13 protein-coding genes are annotated in these 18,468 nt (G+C 58.7%); 12 read left to right on the forward strand and 1 reads right to left on the reverse strand.

What is annotated here, in order from left to right:
- Positions 1 to 61: 61 nt before the first annotated feature.
- Positions 62 to 1,438, reverse strand: coding sequence for an MFS transporter (locus ACMXX3_RS01070; RefSeq protein ID WP_421082965.1), 1,377 nt, complete (start codon positions 1,436 to 1,438; stop codon positions 62 to 64).
- A 176-nt stretch (positions 1,439 to 1,614) separates the two neighbouring features.
- Between ACMXX3_RS01070 and ftsY the strand changes: the two genes are divergently transcribed.
- From ftsY to ACMXX3_RS01130, 12 genes are all read left to right on the forward strand, one after another.
- Positions 1,615 to 2,718 (forward strand): signal recognition particle-docking protein FtsY, encoded by a 1,104-nt coding sequence (ftsY, locus tag ACMXX3_RS01075; RefSeq protein WP_421082966.1) that lies wholly within the window; start codon positions 1,615 to 1,617, stop codon positions 2,716 to 2,718.
- Between the two features lie 304 nt (positions 2,719 to 3,022).
- Entirely contained in the window at positions 3,023 to 4,279 is a 1,257-nt protein-coding gene (locus tag ACMXX3_RS01080; RefSeq protein ID WP_421082967.1) for an ammonium transporter, read from the forward strand.
- 20 nt (positions 4,280 to 4,299) lie between these two features.
- Entirely contained in the window at positions 4,300 to 4,638 is a 339-nt protein-coding gene (locus ACMXX3_RS01085; RefSeq protein WP_421082968.1) for a P-II family nitrogen regulator, read from the forward strand.
- A 179-nt stretch (positions 4,639 to 4,817) separates the two neighbouring features.
- Positions 4,818 to 5,645, forward strand: a complete 828-nt coding sequence (locus tag ACMXX3_RS01090) for an exodeoxyribonuclease III (RefSeq protein ID WP_421082969.1) — start codon at positions 4,818 to 4,820, stop codon at positions 5,643 to 5,645.
- 424 nt (positions 5,646 to 6,069) lie between these two features.
- A complete protein-coding gene (locus tag ACMXX3_RS01095) occupies positions 6,070 to 7,056 on the forward strand; it encodes an ABC transporter permease (RefSeq protein ID WP_421082970.1) in 987 nt (328 codons plus the stop codon).
- Positions 7,053 to 8,027 (forward strand): ABC transporter permease, encoded by a 975-nt coding sequence (locus ACMXX3_RS01100; RefSeq protein WP_421082971.1) that lies wholly within the window; start codon positions 7,053 to 7,055, stop codon positions 8,025 to 8,027. Before ACMXX3_RS01095 ends, ACMXX3_RS01100 begins: the two co-directional genes overlap by 4 nt.
- Entirely contained in the window at positions 8,028 to 10,127 is a 2,100-nt protein-coding gene (locus ACMXX3_RS01105) for a dipeptide ABC transporter ATP-binding protein (RefSeq protein WP_421082972.1), read from the forward strand.
- Between the two features lie 40 nt (positions 10,128 to 10,167).
- Positions 10,168 to 11,883, forward strand: coding sequence for an ABC transporter family substrate-binding protein (locus ACMXX3_RS01110; protein WP_421082973.1), 1,716 nt, complete (start codon positions 10,168 to 10,170; stop codon positions 11,881 to 11,883).
- A gap of 325 nt (positions 11,884 to 12,208) precedes the next feature.
- A complete protein-coding gene (locus ACMXX3_RS01115) occupies positions 12,209 to 13,927 on the forward strand; it encodes an ABC transporter family substrate-binding protein (protein WP_421082974.1) in 1,719 nt (572 codons plus the stop codon).
- Between the two features lie 263 nt (positions 13,928 to 14,190).
- Entirely contained in the window at positions 14,191 to 15,765 is a 1,575-nt protein-coding gene (ffh, locus tag ACMXX3_RS01120) for a signal recognition particle protein (protein ID WP_421082975.1), read from the forward strand.
- A 173-nt stretch (positions 15,766 to 15,938) separates the two neighbouring features.
- Positions 15,939 to 16,427: an NUDIX domain-containing protein gene (locus ACMXX3_RS01125; protein ID WP_421082976.1), complete on the forward strand. Its 489-nt coding sequence runs from the start codon at positions 15,939 to 15,941 to the stop codon at positions 16,425 to 16,427.
- Positions 16,428 to 16,464: 37 nt separating this feature from the next.
- The gene (locus tag ACMXX3_RS01130) at positions 16,465 to 18,402 is read left to right on the forward strand and encodes a hypothetical protein (RefSeq protein WP_421082977.1); all 1,938 of its coding nucleotides are present in this window, start codon (positions 16,465 to 16,467) and stop codon (positions 18,400 to 18,402) included.
- Positions 18,403 to 18,468: the final 66 nt, after the last annotated feature.

Consider the following 18,468-nt stretch of genomic DNA (forward strand, 5'->3'; position numbering starts at 1 on the left):
CCTGATTAGACAGGCAAGGGCCCCAGCCAAGCATGGCCCGGGCCCTTGAACGATAGACGGATTACCTGCCGGTGTAGCCTTCATCGGCGATATCAGCCGGGTACTTGGGGGTGATCCCGGGAATCCAGCCCAGGGCTGCGACCAGCAGCAGGGCACCGGCCACGGCAAAGGCCGGGAAGAAGCCAGCGGTATCGACGATAAGGCCGGCGACGAGCGGCCCAACAATCAGGCCAATATCGGAAACCATCTGATAATAGGCCAGGGGCTGACCGCCGGAGCGCTTGTTGCCCACCACATCGGAAACCGCAGCCTGCAGGGACGGGCCCAGGAGGGCAGATGAAATACCCAAGAGAACAGCCGCTGCGACAAAGACCCCGGCATTGGTAATAGTGCCAAACAGAATGGTGACGATTCCTGCCAGGAGCAGGCCGGAGAAGACCATGGGGCGGCGGCCAATGCGGTCGCCCATCTTGCCTGAGTAGATTTGCATGAGGGCGTTGCCCACAGCGTAGGTTGCCAGGGTGAAACCGGCTAGTTTGGCACCGGCCACAGCAGGATCATAGCCGGGTTCACCGGCGTGGCTCGCAGCCAGAAGGGCCACCGCCGCAAGGGGAACCACGCTAGATTGCAGACCGAAAATGCTCCAGCCAACCGCCAGGTTCGTAAAAAGGGCAGAACGGAAGTTGGTGAAGGCAAGGGCATCTTTGAGCTTGAGTTCAGGCTTGGGGACGGCAATTCCCTGGGTATTGAGGTTTACCTCCTGGGGTTCGTCCTTGAGCTGGGTGAAAATGACGATGGCTGCTAGTAGGAGCAAAGTTGCGTAGGCGAAGAAGGGAACCCTCATGCCCAGAGATGAGGTCGCAGCTCCCATCACCGGCCCCAAGATGTTTCCCAGTAGGAAGGATGTGGCGTAGTAGCCAGATACCTTGCCCCGAATGGTGGGCGGGGAGTTGCGCACAAGTATGCCCATCGCTGCCACCGTGAACATGACTGAACCTGTACCGCCAATAATGCGGGAGGCAATCAGCATGGGGTAGTTGACTGACAGGCCTGCACCGATGGAGCCAAGCCCAACAATGAGTAGGCCGGCTGTGTAGATTTTGCGCTCGCCAAAGCGGCTGATGAGTTTGCCGGAGGTAGGGGCAAAGGCTAGGCGGGAGAGGGCAAAGGCTGAGACGACGAAGGTGGCAGCCATGGCCCCCACGTCGAAGCTACGGGCAAAGCCGGGGAGGACCGGGGCAACGAGGCCATAGCCCAGGGCTATGAGGAAGGAGGCGGCGATGAGCACCTTGATGGGGCCGGGAACTTTAACCGTCGGGGGTTTGCTGGCCGTGGGGGTAGCTGCGGCGTCCTGCCTTCTTTGTTCTTGGCGCACAGACTCGGGGATGATGGGAATGGCGCCGGTATCCATAGACGGGGTAGGTATGTGCTTACTCATTGGTGAAGCTTGTGCTCTTTCGGGGTCTCAATAGCGTGTGTAAAGTATCTTAGCTCACAAAGGTGGTGCTGGGGGTGCAGGGTAGTGCAGAACTGCATTCTACTTCTTCTGGCTCAGTGGGTAACACGGGCAGGGCAGGAGTAGGGCGGGTGCTCTGAGTGTGGCAAGCTAGAAGTGTGAATGATTCTCTGACTTTGATTGTGTATATTCTGCTTGGTGTTCTGATCCTGGCCGGTGTACTGGTGGTTCTCCTCAGAGGCCCCAAGGCACCCAAGGGGGGCTACGAGTCAACCCGCGATGCTGATGATCAGCCTGAGAGCAGTCCGGGGGAGCCGGTTACTAGTATTGAGAAACCGGCCTCAGCCCAGGGGCGTCTGGTGCGCCTGCGAGCCCGTCTGGCCCGTTCCAACAATGTGCTGGGCAAGGGGCTGCTGGCCCTGCTCACCCGCGACAAGATCGACCAGGACGTCTGGGATGAGGTGGAAGAGACCCTCCTTCTTGCAGACCTGGGATCTGAGCCGACCTCCCGCCTGGTGGAGGCCCTACAGCAGCGCGTCCGGGTGGAAGGCACCGAGAACCCGGCTGCCGTGAAGCAGATGCTGCGCGAAGAATTACTGAAGATCGTGGGCGAGGACGCCGACCGGTCCCTCAAGCTGGACGGTGAGGGTGAGAACCCCGGGGTCGTCCTGGTTGTTGGCGTCAATGGTGTCGGAAAGACCACGACCGTCGGTAAGCTGGCCCGCGTCATGGTGGCAGAAGAGAAGAACCTCCTGCTGGGGGCTGCAGATACCTTCCGCGCCGCAGCTGCTGATCAGCTTCAGACCTGGGGCGACCGGGTGGGGGTTGATACCGTCCGGTCAGAGAAGGACGGGGCCGACCCGGCCTCCGTGGCCTTTGAAGCAATCCGGCAGGGTAAGGACCGCGGGGTTGATACCGTTATGATCGACACCGCCGGCCGCCTGCAGAATAAGGCTGGTCTGATGGACCAGCTGGGTAAGATCAAGCGCGTGGTGGAAAAGGAAGCACCGGTAACTGAGGTGCTCCTGGTCATTGACGCCACCACCGGCCAGAACGGTATGATCCAGGCAAAGGTCTTCTCAGAGGTAGTGCAAATTACCGGTATCGTTCTGACCAAGCTAGATGGCTCAGCCAAGGGCGGCATCGTAGTTGCTATCCAGGAAGAGCTAGGCGTGCCCGTCAAGCTCATTGGTCTGGGTGAAGGCCCTGACGATTTGGCCCCCTTTGAACCTGCTGCCTTCGTGGACGCCCTGCTCGACTAGTTTGAAGCATCCACCTTCTAGGTTTCGGCCCCGCACCCTGTGCGGGGCCATTTTTATGCCTTTCCCTGCTGCCACAGGAGGTGGGGGAGTTTCAATTTACATTCGAAACACCGCTGTAACCGGCGTTTTCTTATCTGCAACAGGCATGGAGTCTCTGTAACCGGCCAGTAACCCTTCCCATAAGCCCCTGAAACAGGATGGGAGAAGAATGTGGGTGTCAGTTACACAGGGGCAGGCACTTACGCCTTAGCCTCACACCACACCAAGACACAACGTACAGGGTTTACGAAAGGGGTACCGGGTTATGGAACTCACCGCTAGTGATGTTTGGACCGTGGTTGCCGCGGCACTTGTTCTCTTTATGACACCGGGACTTGCACTGTTCTACAGCGGTATGACACGGGCAAAGTCTGCACTGAATATGATGATGATGTCGATCATCTCGATGGGCCTAGTCGGGGTCTGCTGGGTCCTGTGGGGATACAGCATGAGCGGCGGGGATGCCCTCATCACCGATATTGTCGGTTCCCCCTTCAATGATTTTGGGCTATCGGCAACCCTGGCCGCCGGTGGCACGGATCTGCTGGCAGTAGCCTTTAGCTCAACCTTCGCTATCATCGCCCTGGCCATTATTTCCGGGTCCATTGCTGACCGGGCCCGCTTTGGAGCCTGGTGTATCTTCGTTCCCCTCTGGCTGACCCTGGTCTACTGCCCCCTCGCCTTCATGGTCTGGGGAGGTGGCCTCTTCGGCGAAGAGGGCGCTATCGGTGCTATCTTCGGTGAAGCCATTGACTTTGCAGGCGGCCTGGTCATTCACATCAATGCAGGCGTCGCAGGTCTGATCCTTGCCCTGGTACTGGGAGCCCGCAAGGGATTCGGCACCGACCCCAACCAGCGCCCCCACTCCCTACCTTTGGTCATGCTGGGTGCAGCTATCCTCTGGTTCGGCTGGTTCGGCTTCAACGTCGGCGCTGCCTCCGACGGGGCCCAAGCCGGCCTCATTTGGGTCAATACCCTTGCAGCTCCGGCAGCTGCCATGCTGGGCTGGTGCCTGCTTGAGCGCGTCCGTGACGGCCACGTCACCTCCCTGGGGGCAGCCTCCGGCCTCGTATCAGGCCTGGTAGCCATCACCCCGGCCTGCGCAAACGTCAGCCCTGTCGGTGCCCTGGCCCTGGGCTTTATCTCGGGCATTGCCTCCGGCTGGGCTGTGGGCCTCAAATACCGCCTCGGCTACGATGACTCCCTGGACGTCGTCGGCGTCCACCTGGTCTCAGGCATCCTGGGCACCCTGGCCCTAGGCTTCATCGCCACCCCGGAGACCGGAACCGCTGGCCTCTTCTACGGGGGCGGCCTGGGCCTGCTCCTCACCCAGTCAGTTGCCACTATCATCTCAATGATCTACTGCGCTATCGTCACCCTCATCATCGTGATTCCAATCCACCGAACCATCGGCTTCCGGGTCACTGAGAAGCAGGAGGTCCAGGGCATTGACCTGGCCCAGCACGCCGAAACCGCCTACTCCATGTCGTCCGGTACCTCGGGTGCCTTTGCAAAGAACTAAGGGTGAAAGGGACAGCCACCATGAAACTCATTACAGCACTGATTCAACCTGAAAAGTTTGAAGACATCCGAGAAGCCCTCGAGGGCTACGGGGTAGACGGCATGACAGTCTCAGAAGCCCAAGGCTACGGCCGTCAAAAGGGACACATCGAAATCTACCGGGGTAAGGAATACTCAGTGCAGATGATCTCCAAACTGCGCCTTGAGATTCTCGCTGCAAGCGACCGGGCCAATGACATCATTGACCTCATCATCGCCACCGCCAACACCGGCAGCGCCGGAGACGGCAAAATCTGGGTCACCAGCATTGATGAGGTAGTGCGGGTCAGGACAGGCGAACGCGGAGTCTCTGCCATCTAGGGTTGCATACCCCCAAAAGACACAAGGACGAACTGGCCCCGCCTGGCTAGCCCAGGCGGGGCCAAAGCGTCCTGCGAAAAAGGCAGACCCGGAAGGAGACACCTGGTTGTGTGAGGGCAGGTAGTCGGGGCAGGAGGGCGGCCCCCAGGCATAGGTGGCAGACCGGTAGACTAAAGGGTATGAAACTAGTGTCTTGGAACGTCGATTCTCTCAATGCAGCCCTCACCAGCGAGTCAGCCCGTGCCCTGCTTTCCCGTGATGTTTTTTCAACCCTGGCAACCCTCAAGGCGGACGTTATCGCCCTGCAGGAAACGAAACTCTCTGCCAAAGGGCCAACCGCCAAACACCTAGAAGCCCTTGCCACCTACTTCCCCGGCTACCAGGTAGCCTGGGTATCTTCAGATGAACCAGCCCGCAAGGGATATGCCGGAACCATGTTCCTCTACCGCGAGGGCCTCAACCCCACCATCACCTACCCCCGCCTCGAAGCTCCCAGCACCATGGACGCTGAGGGCCGCATGATCACCCTCGAATTAGAGGACTTCTTTGTTACCCAGGTCTACACCCCCAACGCCTCTGACGGCCTGCGCCGCCTGCCCGAACGTCAAATCTGGGACCGCCTCTACGCCGACTACCTAGCGAGCCTAGACGCCATCAAGCCCGTGCTTGCCACCGGTGACTTCAACGTCGCCCACACCGAAATTGATCTAGCGAATCCCACCTCAAACCGCCGCTCACCCGGCTTTACCGACGAAGAACGCGAAGGCTTTACCAACCTCCTCTCCAAGGGCTTCACCGACACCTTCCGCCACCAGCACGGGGACGTCACCGGCGCCTACACCTGGTGGGCCCAGCGCTCGCGGACCTCAAAGATTAACAACACCGGCTGGCGCATCGACTACTGGCTGGTTTCAGACCGAGTGGCCGATAAGGTCAAGGCCTCAGAAATGGTTGACTCTGGCCCCCGCCAGGACCACACACCGATTCTGCTGGAGATTGAGCTCTAGTCAGGAAAACGCCAGTCAGCAACTCACCCCAAGCCAAGGATCAGCAGCGGCCCTACCTTCACCCGTCCAGTAAAAGCAGTGATGTTTTCTGGCAGGGGAGGGTGGGGCCATCTTTATTGATGAGGATTTCTAAAGTATCTAGATAAGAAGATTTCTGTTAAATCTATGTTATTAATGCTGGTCAGAACTGGTTTTTAGGTGGGATATCCAGGGTTGGCTAGTAGCCTAAGGGTGGGGAATGGGCGTAGATAACCCTTTAAGTACCCTTTACGGAGTGCCTTGTGTAACCATTCAATTTGGCGTGATGTGGGTTACTTCATATACTCGTGGGGATACCACGTTTATGCCGGACTTCACACACAGGTGTTGCCAGAAGGCAACCACATCGAAAAGGCATCGAACAGAAAACTGAAAGTTTGGGACCATGTTTAAGTACTTGTTCAGGCGATGCGTGACCTACCTGGTCATGATTTTCCTGACCACCACAGGCGGTTACTTCCTGGCGGTAACAACCCTCAACCCTGCCCTCCTGGAGCAGGAGCGGATTCCCCGCCCCACCCCGGAGCAGATTCAACGGAACTTCGCCTCCCTCAACCTAGACCCCACCATGAGTGCCTGGGATCGTTATGTTCAGTGGCTCACCAACGTCCTCTTCCACTGGGACTGGGGCCGCAGCCCCAACGGCGCTTTTGTCAACGTTGAATTTGGCCAGCGGGTCTGGGTATCAACCCGCCTCTACATCGCAGCAATCCTGCTGAGTCTGGTTATCGGCGTTGCCCTGGGCGTGTACTCAGCAGCCCGCCAGTACAAGTTCTCAGACCGGGTTATCACAGGCTACTCTTACCTGGTTTACATTCTTCCCGCCCCGGTAGCCTACTTCCTCGTCCAGCTCGGGGCTGTTGCCATCAATACCATGGCGGGGGAGAGGGTCTTCTTCGTTACCGGTATCTCCTCGCCAGGTCTTACCCCCGGAAGCCTGGAATACTGGATAGACCTTGCTGCCCACTACATCGTCCCCACCTTCTGTATCACGATCTTCAGCTGGGGCGGATATCAGATTGCCCAGAGGCAGTACCTCCTCGATAGCGTCAACGCAGACTTCGTCAGGACGGCCCGGGCCAAGGGGCTTACCCGAAATCAAGCAATCCGCCGCCATGCCCTGCGAGTATCTTTCATCCCCGTAGTTCAGTCCATTGCCTTCACTATCCCCGCAATTTTTGCCGGTGGCTTCTTCGCAGAAGCAATTTTCGCCTGGCCAGGAATCGGGCTCTGGTCCATTCAGGCCATCGGCGCCCAGGACGTCAATGCTGCAGTAGCAACCATGGCCTACGGCTCCTTCATCTTCGCAGTTGGCGCCATTATCGCTGACATTGCCACCACCATCGTCGATCCCCGAGTGAGGATCTCATGAGCAACACCCCCTCAATAGACCACGACAACCTCACCGGTATCATCACCAAGGTGGATACTGCTCAAGCTGACTTTGAGGTTATTAGCAAGAGCAAAATCATCTTCCGGCGTTTCATGCGCAACCGGGCAGCGGTTGCCGGCCTTGCCGTCTTCATCCTGGTCACCCTGTTCGGCTTCGTCGGCGGTATCTTTGCCCAGTGGGACACCACCACCATCGACCCCCTCTACATGTCGACCGGCCCCAGCGCTGCCCACTGGTTCGGAACCACCAGCGCCGGTACAGACCTCTACGCCCAGATGGCCGAAGCCGTCCGCACCTCCGTCCTCATCGGCCTCATCGTCGGTGCCGTGTCCGTCCTCTTCGCAGCTTTCTACGGGTGCGTCATGGCCTACTTCGGGGGCAAGGTCGATAAGACTATGCTCTTCATCCTCGAAAGCATGATGATGGCTCCCAATATTCTGATTGTTGCCATTGTTATCAACGGTGCAGGCGGCGAGTCCCTCCGGGAAAACCTACCCGGCTGGTTGCTGCTGACCATCGTCCTGCTGATCTTCAACTGGATGTACACAGCTCGTGTGATTCGAGCAATGGCCATGTCCCTCATCTCCCGGGACTTCGTGAAGGCAGCCCGGTATATGGGCGTCCACCCCCTCAAAATCGTCTGGCGGCACCTGGTTCCCAATATTGGATCCCTGCTGGTGCTGGAGTTTACCCGCGGTATCACCAACGCCATCCTGGCTGAAGTGTCCTACACCTTCATCGGTATCGGAGTGAAGTACCCCAACTTCTCTCTCGGCTCCCTGATCTCGCAGGCCTCCAGCCAGGTCAACACCCTACCCTGGATGTTCTGGATTCCCCTGTTGTTCTTCTTCCTCCTGGTAGGACCCCTCTCCCTCATGAACGACGGCCTCCGAGACGCCTTTGATCCCACCTCCCTGTCCGTCGGTAAAGTCAAGAAAAAGAAGAAGTAAATGAGCACTACACCAGTTCTGAGCGTCAAGGACCTCAACGTAAAGTTCAATACTGAAAACGGTATTGTCCACGCGGTGCGCGGTATTAACTTCGATCTCTACCCCGGCAAGACCCTCGGGATTGTGGGGGAGTCCGGTTCCGGTAAATCGGTAGCCTCCATGGCCATTATGGGCCTGCACCCCACCACCGCAGATATTACCGGCTCGATCCAGTACAAGGGCCAGGAGCTGCTAGGCCTGAGCGACAAGCAGATGTGCGACTACCGGGGCAAAGAAATCTCCATGGTTTTCCAGGATCCCCTGTCCTCCCTCACCCCGGTCTTTACGATCGGCCACCAGCTTGCTGAGGTCCTCAAGGTCCACAATAAAAACATGAGCGCCGCTGCCATCAAGGCCCGCTCCATTGAACTTCTGACCCTGGTGGGGATTCCTTCACCGGAGGCCCGCCTCCGTTCCTTCCCCCACGAGTTCTCCGGTGGTATGCGCCAGCGCGTCATGATTGCCATGGCAATTGCCAACGACCCCCGCGTCCTCATTGCCGACGAACCGACCACGGCCCTGGACGTCACCATTCAGGCCCAGGTGTTGGAAGTGATGCAAAAGGCCCAGGAGGAAACCGGGGCAGCAACCATCATGATTACCCACGATCTGGGTATCGTCGCCGGTATGGCCGATGACATCATGGTGATGTACGCCGGAAAGGCCGTGGAGCAGTCTCCCGCGAAAGACCTCTATGCCCAGCCTGCTATGCCCTACACCATCGGTCTGCTGGGGGCTGTTCCCCGCGTTGACCGGAAGGAAAAGGTCTCCCTGGTCCCGATTGAGGGTACCCCTCCCAACCTGCTCAAGCCGGTGGTCGGTTGCTCCTTTGCTGACCGTTGCCCCGTCGTCACCGATGCCTGCCGCCAGCAGGAACCCGAACTTCGGTCGGTTCCCGGGGCCCACGAGCTGCACCGGGCCGCCTGCCACTACGCAGAAAAGTACCTCTCAGAACGTCCTGAACAGATGTTCCCGGTACCGGAGATTCCCCACTCAGCCCTCGATTCCCTGCCCCGCGAGCAGCGCAAGCAGGTACTTGAGCTGAAGGACGTCAAGAAGCACTTCCCCCTGATGAAGGGCGCCTTGATCAAGCGGCGGGTAGGAACAGTCAAGGCCGTGGACGGGGTCAGCTTCGATATCCGCGAAGGCGAATGTTTCTCCATCGTGGGTGAATCAGGCTGTGGCAAGACCACGACCCTGTTGGAAATCATGGAATTCTCCAATGCAACCGACGGGGAAATCACAATCGCCGGAGTCTCCAACAAACAGGGGCTTAAGGGTAAAGACCTGATTGAGCTGCGCAAGAACCAGCAGATGGTCTTCCAGGATCCCACCGGGGCCCTTGACCCCCGCTTCACGGTGTATGAAGTACTCGCTGAACCGCTGATCAACCAGGGCTGGTCCAAACCCGATATCAAGCGCCGGGTTCTAGAACTGATGAAGACTGTTGGCCTACAACCAGACCACGTCAACCGCTTCCCCAACCAGTTCTCCGGTGGCCAGCGCCAGCGCATCGGTATCGCCCGTGCCCTGGCAGTGAACCCCAAGCTAGTTGCCCTCGATGAACCCGTCTCAGCCCTGGACGTTTCCGTCCAGGCAGGGGTCATCAACCTCCTTGAGAAACTCCGAGCCGACCTGGGCCTAAGCTACCTCATGGTGGCCCACGACCTCGCTGTCGTCCGCCACGCCTCAGACCGCGTCGCCGTGATGTACCTGGGCAAAATCATTGAAATCGGTAACGTTGATGAGGTCTTTGACCGGCCCATCCACCCCTACACCCGGGCCCTGCTCTCAGCAATCCCCGTGCCAGATCCGGAAGTGGAAGCCACCCGCCAGCGCATCGTCCTGGACGGTGACCTTCCCACCCCGGTCAATGCACCTGTGGGCTGCGGTTTCTCAAGCCGGTGCCCCATTTACAAGCTTCTACCCGAAGATAAAAAGAAAAACTGTGCAGAGAATAAGCCTGACCTGCGGCCAGGCGGAGAAGATCACCTGTATGCCTGCCACTACCCCGATCACGCGGTAGAGACTCATACACAAGCTGATTTGGTGTCCCACTAGGCACCCTGCATAACCCACCTTAACCTTAAGGAGAAGAACAATGACTAACTCGATTGTGCTGAATCGCCGAACCCTGCTGCTGGGCACCGGAGCCCTAGGCGCCCTCGGCCTGCTGACCGCCTGTGGCGGTTCAACCGGTAACACCACCAGCGCAGCAACCGCCAGCATGGGCGCTGCCGGTGAGGACATCAAGGTAGAAATCAACGAGCAGGACGTTGCCAACCTGCAGACCGGCGGTACCTTCACCCTGCCCGTCTCCTCCATTGGTCCTGACTTCAACATCACCTCCCAGAACGGTAACTCAGCCGACAGCGCCCTGGTGTTGTCTACCACCCATGCCAATATGGCGACCGGCCTCTGGCTCAGCAGCTTCGAGGGCAAGGAAGAAATTAACCCTGTCTTCTGTCAGAGCTACGAGGCTGAAACCGTCGATGGGGTTCAGACTATCTCTATCAAGCTCAACCCCGAGGCAAAGTTCAACGACGGCACCCCGATCGACATCGAGGCCCTGCGAACCTCCTGGAACGTCTTCAAATCCACCGAGGGCGAATACAACATCGTCACCTCCGGTATGTACGAATTCATCGAATCAATTGAGGAAGACGGCGACGCATTTAGCGTCAAGGTCACCATGCGGGAACCCTACTACCCGGCAACCAGCCTCTTTGGCAGCGTCCTGCACCCGGCCATGGCCGACCCTGCCGTCTTCAACGAAGGTTGGAACGATAACCCCAACCCCGACTACGGTATCGGCCCCTTCAAGCTGGAAGAATGGAACTCCTCTGAAAAGCGGTTCTCCGTTGTTCCCAATGAGAACTGGCTGGGCGACAAGCCCCTGCTCGAACGCATCACCTTCCGCCAGATGGAGGCCTCCGCAGCCCGTGCTGCCTTCCGCAATGGTGAAATTGATGTGGTCAGCGCCCGCACCCTGGCTGCCTACAAGGACGTTGAAGGCACGCCTAACGCTGAACCCCGCCGCTCCCTGCGTCTCTTCTCCGGCGGCCTCAACCTGAATCCCGCCCGAATCCAGGACGTTGCCCTGCGCCGCGCCATTTTTGCCGGGACCGACCGAAAGGCCCTGGCCGATGTCCGCTTCCAGGGCCTGAACTGGACTGAGGAAACCCCCGGCTCAATGCTGCTTCTGCCTGTCTCTGAGTACTATCAGGACAACTTCCCGGCGGACCGCGGTGTTGAGGCTGCCCAGAAGATCCTGGAAGATGCCGGTTACACCAAGAGCGGTGACTTCTACGCCAAGGACGGGGTCAACGCCAGCTTCAAGGTCACTAACTTCGGTGATGATCCCGGTGCTGCAGCCCTGGCCCAGACCATGGTCCAGCAGATGAAGACCATCGGTATCGAATGCTCCATTGACCAGCAGCCCGATGCTAACTTCGCTTCTATCGTGGGTAACGGCGAGTACGATATGACCTTCTCCGGCTTCACCGTTGGGTCTGACGCCACCACTTCAACTCGCCAGTTCTACCACACCTCCAACCTGGACGGGGCAGCGGGCAACGCCGAAATCGATGCCATGATTGCTGAGATGGAAAAGATCGAAGACGATGCTGAGCGCAATGCAAAGTGCAACGAGATCGAAAAGAAGTTCATGGCTGAGTTTGCAACTCTCGGTACTGTATTCAACGGCCCGGAAATCTTCTACTGCAAGACTGCCCTGGCCAACTACGGTGCTGCCATGTTCGGTAGCCCCCGTACCAACCCCAACTCATGGTCACGCGTCGGTTGGGTGAAAGCCTAAGGGACGGACCTGATATCAGCCTCCTGCTCCGGTAGGTAGGCCTGAGTTCAGTGAGAACCTTAACTTCCCTGTACCCCCTTTTCCTGGCGGAAGAGGGGGTACAGGTTTTAAGAAAATAAACAGGTACCTGTTGGCTTTCTTGCCTCAGGTGGAAATGGTTAGTTTTACTAAATCATTGACGACAGAAATTATTGGGTTACAGGGGAGGAAATTTGCAAAAAAGGGCAGAAAACCACCTTTCAAGCTGAAAATTACCTGCTAGGGTTATCTCAATCACACAAAAGGTGTGGCGAACATTAAGTTTTGCTTATTGAAGGGTGGCTTTATGTCCTCTGGTATGAACCTCAACCGTCGTTCCTTCTTCCTCGTCACCGGTCTGGCAGGAGCCACCGGCCTCCTCGCAGCCTGTGGTGGGGGAACCGCTGGCACCTCCAGCGCTGCCTCAGCTTCCGCGGTAGCTGCCGGTGGTGACATCTCCCAGCTCGTCGCTATCAACGAACAGGACCGCACCACCCTGCAAGAAGGTGGCACCCTCACCCTCGCCGTCTCCACCCTGGGCCCTAACTTCAACGTCGCTACCGCAACCGGCTACACCACCAGTAACCTCAACGTTATGGCAGCCGTCAATACAGCCACCGTCAGCGGCCTCTGGCGCACCAATGCTCTGGGCGAATACAGCGTCAACCCCGACTACTGCACCGCCTACGAGCCCAGCCTGACCGACGGCGTCCAGACCATCTCTATCAAACTTAACCCCCAGGCCAAGTTCAACGACGGTACACCCATTGACGTCAAGGCCCTCCAGGTCACCCACAAAACCCTCACCTCAGAGGGCTACGACATCGTAGATTCAGGCGCCTACGTCCACATCGCTTCCATTGAGGAAGACGGGGATCCCTTCAGCGTCAAGGTCACCATGAGCGAACCCTACTTCCCGATTGAGGGCCTCTTTGGAACCGGCCTGGTCCACCCCGCCATGGAAGATACTGCAATTTTCAACGAGGGCCTGCTCGATACCATCAACAACGACTACCTCTCTGGCCCCTACAAGGTAGAAAACTGGGATTCTGCCCAGAAGGTGCTCACCGTCGTCCCCAACGAAAATTGGTGGGGCGTCAAGCCCCTGATGGAACGCATTACCTTCCGTCAGATGGAATCTTCAGCAGCCCGAGCAGCCTTCCGCAACGGCGAAATTGATGCAGTGACAGCCTCCACCCTCACTGCCTACAACGACGTTTCAGGCATTGCCGATACTGAGCCCCGCCGCGGCCAGAACCTCTATGCCGGTGGCCTCATGATCAACCCCGAACGCCTCACCGATACCGCCCTGCGCCGGGCTATCTTTGCCGCAGTCGACCGCCAGGCTATCGCTACCGTCCGATTCCAGGGCCTGAACTGGACCGAAAATGCCCCCGGTTCCATGATGCTCATGCCCTTCGCCACCGACTACCAGGACAATTACCCTGCAGAAACAGGTGCAGAAGCCGCCAAAAAGATCCTGACCGACGCAGGCTACACCCAGAGCGGCGACTACATGGAAGGCCCCTCAGGGAAGGCTAAGTTCGCCGTCACTACTTTCGGCGATGACTCAGTAGCTGCTGCCACCGCCCAGACCTTGGTCCAGCAGATGAAGGCTGCCGGTATCGAATGCACCATCGATAACCAGCCTGATGCTAACTTCTCTACCGTCATCGGCAACAAGGAATACGACGTCACCGTATCCGGCTACGGAATCTTGGGAGAAGACGCCTCCGGCTCAGCTGAGTACTTCTACCACTCCTCAACCTACAACGGTATCGGCACCCCCGAAATAGATGAAATGGTTGACCGCCTCCGCACCATCGAATCCCTCGAAGAGCGCAACGCCCTGTCCAACGAGATTGAAAAGAAGCACATGGCTGAGGTTGCAACCATGGCCCCCATCTTCAACGGCCCGGAAATCTGGTTCTGCAAGACCAAGCTGGCCAACTACGGTGCCTTCCTTTTCGCCCGCCCCTACGCTAACCCTGATGTTTACATCAACGTTGGTTGGATGAAGAGCTAAACCGGCTACACCGCTATCGCCCTGAGACGGTAGATAGCTTCTAGCCAGGAGGCACTGAACCGGGCGCCTGTTCACCCTGTCCAGGGGAGAGCAGGCGCCCTGGCCTATCTAGCCAAGAATGGAAATTCAGCTAGGCGCTCAGTTGGCTCAAACCACCCCAAGGGAGCCAGCAATACGTTATTCTTAAAAGCTGATTATCTAATGTACGGGCGGGCAACCCCAGCCCGCGACGCCCATCCAGCCACGAAAGTAGTGCACAGCCCGTGTTCAATTCACTCTCAGACCGGTTGACAGCAACCTTCAAAAACCTGCGCGGCAAAGGCAAGCTGACTGAAGCAGACATCGACGCTACAGTACGCGAAATCCGCCGGGCCCTGCTGGATGCCGACGTCGCCGTCCCCGTCGTCCGCGAATTTACCGCCCACATCAAGGAACGGGCCCTGGGTTCTGAGGTCTCTGAGGCCCTCAACCCCTCCCAGCAGATCGTCAAGATCGTCAACGAAGAGCTGGTCAGCATTCTCGGTGGCCAGACCCGCCGTATCAATATGGCCAAGAGCGGCCCCACTATCATCATGCTGGCTGGTCTGCAGGGCGCCGGTAAGACTACTCTGGCCGGTAAGCTCTCCCACTGGCTCAAGAAGCAGGGACACACCCCCATGCTGGTGGCCTCTGACCTGCAGCGCCCCAACGCTGTCAATCAGCTCAAGGTGGTCGGTGAACGAGCCGGCGTCCCCGTCTACGCCCCCCACCCCGGTGTCACCAGCGAATTCGACGCCCCCACCGGCGACCCCGTCCAGGTGGCCCGCGACGGCGTTGCTGAGGCCCGCGCCAAGCTGCACGATGTTGTCATCGTCGATACCGCAGGCCGCCTGGGTGTAGACGCTGAACTCATGCAGCAGGCCCGCAATATCCGCGACGCCATTGAACCCCATGAAGTCCTCTTCGTCATCGACGCCATGATCGGTCAGGACGCCGTCAACACCGCTAACGCCTTCAACGAGGGCGTAGACTTCACCGGCGTCGTGCTCTCCAAGCTGGACGGTGACGCCCGAGGTGGTGCAGCCCTGTCGGTTGCCTCGGTAACCGGCAAGCCCATCATGTTTGCCTCCACCGGTGAAAACGTCACCGACTTTGAGCAGTTCCACCCCGACCGCATGGCCAGCCGAATCCTTGACATGGGTGACGTCCTCACCCTGATCGAGCAGGCCGAGCAGACCTGGGACAAGGCCGAAGCTGACCGCATGGCCAAGAAGTTTGTCGACCAGGAGGACTTCACCTTCGAGGACTTCCTGGCCCAGATGCAGCAGATCCGCAAGATGGGTTCCATGAAGAAGCTGCTCATGATGATGCCGGGTGCCGCCCAGATCCGTCAGCAGCTAGAGAACTTTGACGAGAAGGAAATCGACCGCGTCGAGGCAATCGTTCGCTCCATGACTCCGCACGAGCGTGTTGCCCCCAAGATCATCAACGGTTCCCGCCGGGCTCGTATCGCCAAGGGTGCCGGTGTCACCGTCTCTGAGGTCAACATGCTCATGGAGCGTTTCGCCCAGGCCCAGAAGATGATGAAGAAGCTAGCCAGCGGCAATATGGCAGGTATGCCCGGTGGCATGCAGATGCCCGGCATGGCAGCTGCCGGCGGTGCCGCCCGCAAGAACAAGGGCAAGAGTAAAGCTAAGGGCAAGGCCCGTTCCGGCAACCCGGCCAAGCGCGCCCAGCAGGAGCAGGCAGCAGCAGCTAAGCAGCAGGCCGCTCTCGGTTCAGCTTTTGGCCAGCAGAACCAGGACATCAAGCCGGAGGACCTCAACCTGCCCAAGGGCTTTGAGAAGTTCCTCAAGTAATCGTGCTTGAGGGTGGGGTAAGCGCTGAGCTTGCCCCACCCTTGTGCTTTAAGGACGGTGGGAACCTGGGGGGCAGTTCCGCTGAGAGAGTGCAAGCGGCTCCCTACCTTTTACCCTGGGGGCTGGCGCGGTACATTGGGTGTAGTACCCGTCAGCTGAGAAGGAGCAGTACCGTGGTTGATTCCTACCTTCCCGAAGAAGAACTCAAGGCTTTTATTGCAACCCTGCCTACCCGCCGTCTGGCAGCCGGTGCTCTCATTCGAAATGAGGCTGGGCAAATGCTGGTTGTCAAGCCCAATTACAAGGACGGCTGGACGATCCCCGGTGGGACTGTCGAAGCCGGCGAGGCCCCCCAGGTCGGCTGCTTCCGGGAGGTTGCTGAGGAAGTTGGGCTTGACCTTGAACCTGGCCGTCTACTGGTGATTTTCCACGGACTCCAGATGGGGATCTGGGGCGACTCTACCTACTACATTTACGATGCCGGGGTGCTTCCGCCGGGGGCCGAGATTACTCTGCAAGAGGAGGAGCTCACCGGCTACGAGTGGGTTGCCCCTGAAGACCTGGACCAATATTTTGGGCCCAGGCACGCCCACCGCCTGAGGGAAGCCTACCGGGCCCTTCAAACCGGGGCCGTCTACGAGTTCTCAAGCCAAGGCAACTAGCCCATAGTTCACCCACCATCGTCAAGGACTTCAAGGTATGACAGATTCCCCGTTTGAACCTGGCTCCCAGCTCTCCAACCTCTACTGGGTGCGGGTTCGTATTGCCATGGACGGGCAGACTGATAACTGGGCCCAGCTGGTCCCCGGCCATTACCGTGCCCTGATGGGTGAGGATTACGATGATGTTGGCCCTACCGGGGCACATACAGCTGAACCGGCTGACCTGGAGCAGCAGATACGCCAGCAACTTGATGAGCTTATTGGGGCAATCCGGGAGCAGGCCAGTAAGAACCGGGATGAGTACACCGCAGAAGACCTCAACCAGGTTGAAGAGCTGGCTGCTGATCCCCAAAAGTTTGACGACCTCATTCAGAAAATTGTGGAGGTCGGCCACGAAGAGTTAGAAGCTGAACAGGGGAGTGCCAGCACCCTGGCTTCACCGGTTCCTGAGGAAGAACCAGCTGTAGCAGCGTCCGCACATGAACTGGACGAGCCGGCTGAGCCAGGCTGGGACCTTACCACCGATTTGCCTGTGCTCTTATCGAGTATGCAGGAGGTGAGCGTCTACGAAACCCAGCCGGGCCGGGCCCAGGTTTACCTGCTCTGCCAGTGGGAGCTGGGGCCAGGACGTCCGGAGCGCCTCACCGCCGTGACCACAGACCGGCAGGGAAGCCTGAGCCTGGGCCGTCCCCTGGATCATGTTTTGGCTGAAATGACTGACTACCTGCCTGGCCTCAGCGAACGCATGGTTGTCGATGGGCCAGCCTTCGAGCACCTCGCTACCTTCTCGCAGGGAACCGACAGCATGACGCTTGACCCCCAGGGAAACAGTGCAGCCTTAGTCGAGTTATCCATGACTGACCTTCCTGCCTACCTGCATGAGGATCTTATGCACGGGCCGGTGGAGGCCGCTCCGGCAGATAGGGGCTGGTCGCTCATCAGCGCAGACCCGGCTACCCTTGCCCACCTGCTTGAGGTCATGAACGTCTCAGCTATTGTGGTTGAACAAACCCTGTGGTCCCAGAACCTTACCTTTATTGTGCCGGCCGATGAGACGGGGCCGGAGGCAGGCAGCGTCACCGAGTGGATGAACCGGGTCATGGGAACCCCTGATACCACCCTGGTCGGCACGATTTTGACCTTTAGCTGGGGTCCTGAAGCTAAGCAGCTTGGACCGATTTTTCCCTCCCAGTCTGAGGCTGGAGACGAGCTATGGATGCTGCCCGGCGTCCTCCCTGAACCCCGCCAGACCCAGCGTACCGGGGAGGACCTAGAGCAATTAGTGTGGCTCTACGGACTGGGAGAGCAGGCAGCTAACCGGTTTGAGAACTACGTCCGTGATACCTACAGCGTGGACGCCCTTGAATCTGCCCTCCAGGCCCTCGACTTACCCCAGGAGCTGCTGCAGGTAGTCAACCGGAAAGTCGAGATGGAATCCTTGGCTGGCTACCAGAGATTTGAGCCTGAGACCGGTAGCCTGGGCCGCCTCAAAGAGAGCCTGGAAGCTTACCCGAATGGGGAAGATACCCTCTCTCATATGAGCCGTGAGCTGCGTAAACGCCCCTGGCTGATTGCTGCGGACGGGGCCGCCCAGCTGGGTGTCTCAGGTGCCCTTGCCCTGTGGGCAGCTAGGCGGGTAGCCAAGGGCCAGTCTGGGACTGCCGCTATGGTGGCTGCCGCAACCCTGGGCGCAACAGGGGCGGCCGAACTGGCCCTGGCCCGCTTCTACCAGAAGCTACGGGAGAGGCAAGAACCTGGTGAAACCATTCAGGGGCCGGGGATCCACCACGGGCAGCTCTCCATTACCCAGGAAATCCGGGCCCAAATGTCAGCTAACCGGTCAGCTGATACCTCAGAGCAGAAAAGCCCAGCCTCTCCGGTGCCCAGCAGGGTTCGCCAACTGGGTCGGAGTCTTAGCCGTCAGGTGAGCCAGAAGGCTAAGGAAGGCTACACCCGCTTCTTCGGAACGGACTAGGCCTCTTACATCACCTCATATGTCTAAATCTCAGCCGTCCGGGGGAGTGAAAACCCGGGCGGCTGG

It is taken from the genome of Rothia nasimurium (assembly GCF_049068285.1).
In the GTDB taxonomy this organism is placed as follows: domain Bacteria; phylum Actinomycetota; class Actinomycetes; order Actinomycetales; family Micrococcaceae; genus Rothia; species Rothia nasimurium_I.